Raw genomic sequence first — 308 nt, 5'->3', positions numbered from 1 at the left:
ACAACGTAACGAATTGAATGCCGCCACCGCCGACGCGAGCATTCACGACGCGGTTGCGCAGGCCATGGCCCTGCTGAACAGCGGCAAAGCCAGAGTGGCAGAGAAAATTGCTGGCGAATGGGTGGTTCATCAGTGGTTGAAAAAAGCGGTGCTGCTGTATTTCCGCTTGCATGACAATCAGGTGATGGACGGCGCGGAAAGCCGCTTCTTCGACAAGGTTCCGCTTAAATATGCCGACTACAGCGCGGAGCAATTTGCTGCCGAAGGCGTTCGTGTCGTTCCCCCCGCCACTGTGCGTACCGGTAGCT

Annotated in this window: 1 protein-coding gene; it reads left to right on the top strand. The window is 57.1% G+C overall.

Features of this window, described 5'->3' with window-relative positions:
* Window positions 1-13: 13 nt before the first annotated feature.
* Window positions 14-308, top strand: a 295-nt coding sequence (locus J0A66_RS22645) for a 2,3,4,5-tetrahydropyridine-2,6-dicarboxylate N-succinyltransferase (RefSeq protein ID WP_500676672.1), incomplete at its 3' end; no start/stop codon positions are given.

Source organism: Bowmanella dokdonensis (assembly GCF_017254865.1).
Classification (GTDB): Bacteria; Pseudomonadota; Gammaproteobacteria; order Enterobacterales; family Alteromonadaceae; genus Bowmanella; species Bowmanella dokdonensis.
Note: the sequence above shows the minus strand (reverse complement) of the source record. Positions and strands in the feature narration are given on the sequence as shown.